An 8,424-nucleotide genomic window follows, 5' to 3' on the forward strand; every position below is an offset into this window, starting at 1 on the left:
ATTTATCTCCCTTGCCCGATAGTAGAGTAGATTTCTTGTAATGTTGTTTCCCCTAAATCAACGCGCTCAAGGCTTGTTTGAAATAAGCTTTTGAAATTATCTGGAACTTTATTGCCTTCTTTAAAGATGAAATCGAGCTGTGTTTGCTCGAGATATTCATAGATTGCAGTACGTCCCATGAACCCAGAAAAGCAGTGTTCACAACCAGTTGAGTGATATTCATTAATACTCTTGGACTGATTTATTTGAGCGGTTGTCGGTGTTTCTTGTTTGCAATAGGTGCAAAGTTTCCTTACTAGGCGTTGAGCGATAACCATTTTTAAACAAGATTGGAGCTGATTCTTGTCGACACCGAGCTGTGCCATACGAGTAATGGCACTCATGGTGCAGTTGGTGTGAAGTGTTGATAGTACAAGGTGACCAGTTTGCGCCGCTCGAGTTGCTATCTGAGCGGTTTCTTCATCACGAATTTCCCCAATCATAATAACATCAGGATCTTGTCGTAGTAGTGCTCGCAGGATAAACGCAAAAGTAAGTGAATATTTTTCGTTTACTTGTGTTTGGTTTATTCCCCCAAGAGGGATCTCAATAGGATCTTCAATCGTTGATATATTTCTTGACGTTTTATTTAGATACTCAAGCGCGCTGTAGAGTGTGACAGTTTTGCCACTACCTGTGGGACCGGTGACTAAAATTAACCCCTGCGGTTTCTGTAGTGTGTTTTTGAGGTCAGATAATAAGGATGAACACATTCCAATCTGTTCAATAGAGTATTTCAATTGAGTGTTGAGTAATCTAAGAACTAATTTTTCACCGTGGATAGTTGGCATACTAGAGAGGCGAATACTAAAGTTTTTCCGTTCAAAATTCCAATTCATTTGACCATCCTGTGGAATTCTTTTTTCCGCAATATTCATTTTTGATAAAATTTTTATTCTAGCAATAACTTCATTGTTTATTTCATGAGGTGGGGAAGGAAAGATATAGAGCTTACCATCAACCCTAAGGCGGATTTTTAAATTATGTTTTGTCGGTTCAAGATGAATATCGGAAGCGCGTTTTCTCACCGCCATTTTTAATAAATCTTCGACAAAATCAACCGCAGGCGATACCACATTGACAGATTCAGTGGAATTGGTCTGATATGCATTTTCATCTTCATTAATTTCTAAAATATGGCGATTGAAATAATGGTCAATTTTTTCTTTTGCCCAGATTTCATAACAGACGGGTACGCTGGCAATGAAACGTAAAGTAGACAGTAAATTATCATTTGGTTTTTCTATTGTAGCGATGGATAGTCTTTTTTCATTGTAATCAATAATGACAATGTAGTTTTTATCACAAAGCACTTTTAGCTCTTTGAAAATATAGTGGCTTTCCCTAGATGAGCGCATATTAATCCCTTATTAAAAGTTCAGTGTTTTTTCACACAGTTTTTTTAGTTCAGCATCATTATCAGCTAGGCAACTAACGCCCCAAGAAAATGGGGTATTAGCTGTTGAATTGATTGGCGTCAAAACCCCTGACAAGCCCGTTAATGTCTTATCACCGACAAAAGTAATAACGCCGACTTTCGCATCGATCTGTTTCAGATACTTTCCTTTGATATTGCTCGGAATATCCTCTTTTCCAGAATTACATTTAGCCAAAATACCTTGGTTAAAATTACATAGTTCGACACTGTTTTTATAAGGCAATATGGTCCGTAGAACGTCGGTCATAGCTGCTTTTTGCATATAGCTTTGGTAGCCAGGTATAGCAACGGCACTCAGTATTGAAATAATTGCGATAACAACCATGATTTCAACGAGTGAAAATCCTTTTTGATCCATAAATAAAATCTCCTTGGTAGTTTGAGATTCCATTTTAGAGACTATTTTTAGCGAAAACACAGGATGAAAACGCAGATTACGAGTGGCTTTGTAAATAGATACTGCAAATAGTGGTCTGTCTCATTTTATTTCGAGCGTTCTCGCAAAAATGTATTAAGGGCAATTTTTGTAATAAAAACGAATGTTCTGAGCTGATATAAATAGATACAGAGATAGAAATGAGCTAATGGGGAGTTTTATCCACATTAGCTAAAAAGGAGAGAGCAGAAAATGAATAAACATTAGAGTAAATTTTTATAATATAGCCAATCAAAGTGAGGGCCAGGATCGGTTTTTCGAGTAGGGGCTATATCGCTATGACCTGTAATATTCTGTTTAATTTTTGGGTACTCGATTATCAGTAATTGGCTTAGCTTGGCTAACGCTAAGTATTGAGCTTCAGTGAATGCTTCATAGTCAGTACCTTCTAACTCAATGCCAATAGAAAAGTCATTACACTTTTCTCTTCCTTGGTAGTTGGATTGACCAGCATGCCATGCTCGTTTATTAAAGGGGACATATTGAATAATTTCACCATCACGGCGAATAAGGCAGTGAGCCGAAACACGCAGATGTTTAATTTCCTCAAAAAAAGGATGTTCTTCAGGGTTTAAAGTGCCAGTAAATAGCTGGTTAATATAAGGACCACCAAATTGCCCCGGAGGCAAGCTGATATTATGAATAACCAAAAGTGAAGGGGTTTCTCCTTCTGGGCGGTCATCCTGATGTGGAGAAGGGATATGAGTCACATTATTTAGCCATCCATCATGTATTTTCATATCAGTATCCATAGTATGCTCTTTTCTTTTTTGTAAGTGCCCGTAATTAGAAAAGATTAGCATAATTGAGATCTCTGCGGGTGCATATTTTGGAGTGAACGATGACTACACGACGTTATGATGAACAAGAAAGACGCAAAATGCTCATGGCAAGATTAGTCGCTGATATTCCTTTCATGGTCAGCGTGGCTTTAAAAGAAGATCTTGGTCAGATTATTGATTATAAAAGGGATATCACTGGGCAGTTATTAAGTAAAGAAACACAAGCACATGCTCAGATTATTACTCGTGAAGAAGGTGTTTTTTGTGGGCAAAAATGGCTAGAAGAGGTTTTTTACCAGCTAGGTAACAAAGTTAAAGTAGATTGGAAAGTACAAGATGGCGATAAAGTTTCGCCTAATCAAGTGCTATGCAAAATGCAGGGACCTTCTCAAATCTTGCTTACGGGCGAAAGAACTGCATTGAATTTCATTCAAACGTTATCGTCTGTATCCACAGTAACTGCAAAGTATGTGGCTTTTCTTGAAGGTACACGGGCTAAATTATTAGATACCCGTAAAACAATTCCCGGTCTACGTAGTGCATTAAAATATGCAGTACTCATGGGGGGCGGTTATAACCATCGACTAGGTTTGTCAGATGCCTATCTCATCAAAGAAAACCATATTATTTCTGCGGGATCAGTTTCTCAAGCGGTTTCTCTTGCTCGTCAAGCTCACCCAGATGTTCCTATTGAAGTTGAAGTTGAAAATTTAGAAGAGCTGTTACAGGCAATCAAAGCTCGCGCAGACATTATCATGCTTGATAATTTTACGACTGACATGATGAAAGATGCAGTGGTTATTACGAATGGCAAAGCTGCCTTAGAAGTGTCAGGGAATGTCACAGATAAAACGATCAGAGAATTTGCAGAAACGGGCATTGATTTTATTTCAGTCGGCGCATTAACGAAACACATTCAAGCGTTAGATCTTTCAATGCGCTTTACGAATGTTAAAAGTGAATAAGCACAAAGCTAAGGGCATAGACTGTATTGAATGAGATAAGGGCAGTCGATTGTTTGAATGATTTGCCCTAGATTAATCGTTATGCTCATAGTAATTATTCTTTTAGATATATTTTGTGTTTATCGAATTGCAACGCATATTTAGGACATAAATGTTTACCATTGATGGTAAGTTATTATGTAATGAATGATTTAATATCATTCTTAATCGCTATTGATTTAACAAATTTTTAACTAATAAAATTGTACTTATAAGTAGGAATAAACATATAACTCACAATTTGATTTAAAATTCACTATATACATATAAGTATTCACTAATTGGTAAGCTGTAACGCTTCAGTTTTGGTTTTTACGGCATAAAAAATCATTATTTTTGTTAATATTGTGTGTTGTTTAGTCAAGGGTTGGTTATTAATTAATGCTTTTTTTAAAAAAAATCGTTAAAACTTGCAGGATTTTATGATTTAGCTCAAGGTCTTTATGGACAGATAGTGAATACTTTGTTACTTTATTAAGCCATAAAATAATTGGTATGACCAATTAACACTGGGTACTAGATAATCAATAATTACTCACTATGAAAATGGCAGATTATGACTTACGGTAAAATTCGCCAACCAAAGTTATCTGATGTAATCGAGCAGCGGCTTGAGCATCTTATATTCGAGGGGACTTTACGCCCCGGCGAAAAGCTGCCTCCTGAACGTGAACTTGCGAAGCAATTTGATGTCTCAAGACCATCAGTGCGTGAAGCTATTCAAACCTTAGAAGCAAAAGGTCTTCTATCTCGTCGTCAAGGTGGTGGCACATTTGTACAAAAGCAGATGTGGCAAAGTTTTAGTGACCCATTGACCGAATTACTCGCTGGTAACCCAGAATCTCAATTAGATCTTTTAGAAACTCGTCATGCATTAGAAGGCATTGCTGCCTATTACGCTGCATTACGTGGTACAGATGAAGATCTTGAGCGTATCCGTCAAAGCTATGAATTGATTAAATCGGCTCAAGAAAGTGGTGATCTTAATGCAGAATCAGATGCGGTATTACAGTATCAACTGATTGTAACGGAAGCAGCGCATAATGTAGTGCTCCTTCATTTACTACGCTGCATGATCCCAATGCTAGAGCAAAATATTCGACAGAATTTTGAGTTCTTGTATACCCGCAAAGAGATGTATAACGCGGTAAGTGAACATAGAGAACAGATTTTCTCCGCTATTGTTGCAAGAGAACCAGAAAAAGCGCGAGAGGCATCACATCGGCACCTCGCTTTCATTGAGGACTTGCTGCTGGATATTGGTCGTGAACAAACTCGCAGAGAACGTTCGCTACGCCGATTACAGCAACATCCTGGCTTAGATCAGATTTAAAAATTAGTAATGCGGATCCTGACTGCTGCGTCTGCATTACTGTGAGCACTCTTAATTAGAAGTAAAGCGGCAACTACATTAGGGCCTATCTTCCTGTTGTTTTCACTGTCATGAAGACAATCGTATGAAGAAAGCACTGGGAAGATAGGCTCCACATAACCATATAAAATAGATAACAGATAAGGAATACACCATGTCAGATATGTTAAAAAATGACGTGGACCCGATTGAAACTCGCGACTGGCTACAGGCGATTGAATCGGTCATCCGTGAAGAAGGTGTTGATCGTGCACAGTTTATTATCGAGCAGGTATTAAGCGAAGCACGTAAAGGCGGTGTTAACATTGCCGCTGGTGCATCTGGTAGTTCTGATTACATCAACACTATTGCTGTTGAAGATGAACCTGCATACCCTGGTAACATGGATTTAGAACGCCGTATCCGTTCTGCAATTCGCTGGAACGCTGTAATGACCGTTCTGCGTGCATCTAAAAAGGATTTAGAACTGGGTGGCCACATGGCATCATTCCAGTCCTCCGCAACTTTATATGAAGTTTGCTTCAACCATTTCTTCCGCGCTCATAACAACAATGATGGTGGTGACTTAGTCTTTTTCCAAGGCCATATCTCCCCAGGTATCTATGCGCGTGCATTCTTAGAAGGTCGTTTAACTGAAGAACAGATGAATAACTTCCGTCAAGAAATTGGTGGTAAAGGTCTGTCTTCTTATCCGCACCCTAAATTGATGCCAGATTTCTGGCAGTTCCCGACCGTTTCAATGGGTCTGGGACCACTAAATGCGATTTATCAGGCTAAATTCCTGAAATATTTGGATAACCGTGGACTGAAAGATACGTCAGCACAGCGTGTTTATGCTTTCTTAGGTGATGGTGAAATGGATGAGCCAGAATCTAAAGGCGCAATCACTATCGCAACACGCGATAAGTTAGATAACTTAGTCTTCGTTATTAACTGTAACTTGCAACGTTTAGATGGTCCGGTTACAGGTAACGGTAAAATTGTTAACGAGTTAGAAGGCATCTTTAGCGGAGCTGGCTGGCAAGTTATTAAAGTTATGTGGGGCGATCGTTGGGATGAGCTACTGCGTAAAGATACTACCGGTAAGCTGGTTCAATTGATGAACGAAACCCTTGACGGTGACTATCAAACATTTAAATCACGCGATGGTGCATATGTGCGTGAGCACTTCTTCAACCGTTATCCTGAAACGGCTGCATTAGTGAAAGATATGACTGATGACGAAATTTGGGCCCTGAACCGTGGTGGTCATGATCCGAAGAAAGTGTATGCAGCATTCAAAAAAGCGCAAGAAACTAAAGGCAAACCAACTGTTATTTTAGCTCAAACCATCAAAGGTTATGGTATGGGTGAAACTGCAGAAGGTAAAAACATTGCTCACCAAGTTAAGAAAATGAACATGGATGGCGTTCGCCACTTCCGTGATCAGTTCAATGTACCAGTTGCTGATGAGCAAATTGAAAAACTGCCATTTATCACTTTCGATAAAGATTCAGAAGAATACAAATACCTGCATGAGCGTCGTCAAGCTCTGGGTGGCTATTTACCAGCTCGTCGTGCTAAATTCGATGAAAAACTGGAAATTCCTACACTGGCAGATTTCAGTCAATTACTGGAAGAACAATCTAAAGAGATTTCAACAACAATCGCATTTGTTCGTGCATTGAATGTCATGTTGAAAAACAACTCTATCAAAGAGCGTTTAGTACCAATCATTGCAGACGAAGCTCGTACCTTCGGTATGGAAGGTCTGTTCCGTCAAATCGGTATCTATAGTCCGAAAGGTCAGCAATATACTCCGCAAGATCGTGAGCAAGTTGCTTACTATAAAGAAGACTCTAAAGGTCAAATTCTGCAAGAGGGTATCAACGAACTGGGTGCCGGTTCTTCATGGTTAGCGGCTGCAACATCATACAGCACCAATAACCTGCCAATGATCCCATTCTATATTTACTATTCTATGTTTGGTTTCCAACGTATTGGTGACTTAATGTGGGCAGCAGGTGACCAACAAGCTCGTGGCTTCTTGATCGGTGGTACTTCAGGTCGTACAACATTGAATGGTGAAGGCTTACAGCACGAAGATGGTCATAGCCATATCCAATCTCTGACGATTCCTAACTGTATTTCTTATGATCCAGCTTACGCTTATGAAGTTGCGGTGATCATGCAAAACGGTTTAGAGCGTATGTACGGCGAGAAACAAGAGAACGTGTATTACTACATCACGACTCTGAACGAAAACTATCACATGCACGCAATGCCGGAAGGTGTTGAAGAAGGTATCCGTAAAGGTATCTATAAACTGGCTTCTGTTGAAGGTAGCAAAGGTAAAGTGCAGCTATTAGGTTCAGGTTCTATGATGCGCCATGTTCGCGAAGCCGCTGATATTCTGGCCGCTGAGTATGGAATTGGTTCTGATGTCTATAGCGTAACATCATTCACTGAATTGGCGCGTGATGGTCAAGACTGTGAACGTTGGAATATGCTGCATCCATCAGCAACACCACGCGTACCGTATGTTGCTCAAGTAATGAATGATGCTCCAGCAGTTGCTTCTACTGACTACATGAAACTCTTCGCTGAGCAAATCCGTACTTATGTTCCAGCAAGTGAATACCGTGTTCTGGGTACAGATGGTTTTGGTCGTTCTGACAGCCGTGAGAACCTGCGTCACCACTTCGAAGTGGACACAACGTATGTCATCGTTGCAGCGTTAGGTGAATTGGCTAAACGTGGTGAGATTGATGTTAAAGTCGTTGAAGAAGCGATTAAAAAATACAACATCAACCCAGATAAAGTTAACCCACGTTTGGCATAAGAGGTAATAATCAATGTCTATTGAAATCCAAGTGCCAGATATCGGTGCTGATGAAGTTGAAGTCACCGAAGTGATGGTTAAAGTTGGTGATAAAGTAGAAGCTGAGCAATCGCTCATCACTGTTGAGGGTGATAAAGCGTCTATGGAAGTCCCATCTCCACAAGCGGGTGTGGTTAAAGAGATTAAAATTGCAGTTGGTGACAAAGTTACTACTGGTAAATTAATCATGATCTTTGATTCGGCAGAAGGTGCATCTGCGCCAGCTGCGGCTCCAGAAGCTCCTGCGGCAGCACCAACAGCACCTGCAGCTTCTACACTGAAAGAAGTTGCTGTGCCAGATATCGGTGGTGATGAAGTTGAAGTCACCGAAATTATGGTGAAAGTGGGTGATGCAATCACGGCTGAGCAATCTCTGATTACCGTTGAAGGTGATAAGGCTTCAATGGAAGTCCCTGCGCCATTTGCAGGTACTGTCAAAGAGATCAAAATTGCGACTGGCGATAAAGTGAAAACTGGCTCGCTGATCATGGTA

Annotated in this window: 7 protein-coding genes; 4 read left to right on the forward strand and 3 right to left on the reverse strand. The window is 40.0% G+C overall.

The annotated features are described in order from the left end of the window. Positions 1–2: 2 nt before the first annotated feature. The 3 genes from PROVALCAL_RS17975 to ampD form a co-directional block, all read right to left on the reverse strand. Positions 3–1,397 (reverse strand): GspE/PulE family protein, encoded by a 1,395-nt coding sequence (locus PROVALCAL_RS17975; RefSeq protein ID WP_006660773.1) that lies wholly within the window; start codon positions 1,395–1,397, stop codon positions 3–5. 12 nt (positions 1,398–1,409) lie between these two features. Then, complete coding sequence (gene ppdD / locus PROVALCAL_RS17980; RefSeq protein WP_039862388.1) at positions 1,410–1,835, reverse strand: prepilin peptidase-dependent pilin; 426 nt, start codon at positions 1,833–1,835, stop codon at positions 1,410–1,412. Between the two features lie 281 nt (positions 1,836–2,116). After that, the gene (gene ampD / locus PROVALCAL_RS17985) at positions 2,117–2,653 is read right to left on the reverse strand and encodes a 1,6-anhydro-N-acetylmuramyl-L-alanine amidase AmpD (protein WP_036964207.1); all 537 of its coding nucleotides are present in this window, start codon (positions 2,651–2,653) and stop codon (positions 2,117–2,119) included. Between the two features lie 101 nt (positions 2,654–2,754). Between ampD and nadC the strand changes: the two genes are divergently transcribed. The 4 genes from nadC to PROVALCAL_RS18005 all read left to right on the forward strand — a co-directional run. Next, positions 2,755–3,660, forward strand: coding sequence for a carboxylating nicotinate-nucleotide diphosphorylase (gene nadC / locus PROVALCAL_RS17990; RefSeq protein WP_006660776.1), 906 nt, complete (start codon positions 2,755–2,757; stop codon positions 3,658–3,660). Between the two features lie 595 nt (positions 3,661–4,255). Continuing rightward, positions 4,256–5,032, forward strand: a complete 777-nt coding sequence (gene pdhR / locus PROVALCAL_RS17995) for a pyruvate dehydrogenase complex transcriptional repressor PdhR (protein ID WP_006660777.1) — start codon at positions 4,256–4,258, stop codon at positions 5,030–5,032. Positions 5,033–5,225: 193 nt separating this feature from the next. Then, entirely contained in the window at positions 5,226–7,892 is a 2,667-nt protein-coding gene (gene aceE / locus PROVALCAL_RS18000; protein ID WP_006660778.1) for a pyruvate dehydrogenase (acetyl-transferring), homodimeric type, read from the forward strand. Positions 7,893–7,905: 13 nt separating this feature from the next. Further along, positions 7,906–8,424: biotin/lipoyl-containing protein (locus PROVALCAL_RS18005; protein WP_006660779.1), on the forward strand; the 519-nt coding region annotated here is incomplete at its 3' end.

Origin of the sequence: Providencia alcalifaciens DSM 30120 (assembly GCF_000173415.1) — a bacterium.
In the GTDB taxonomy this organism is placed as follows: domain Bacteria; phylum Pseudomonadota; class Gammaproteobacteria; order Enterobacterales; family Enterobacteriaceae; genus Providencia; species Providencia alcalifaciens.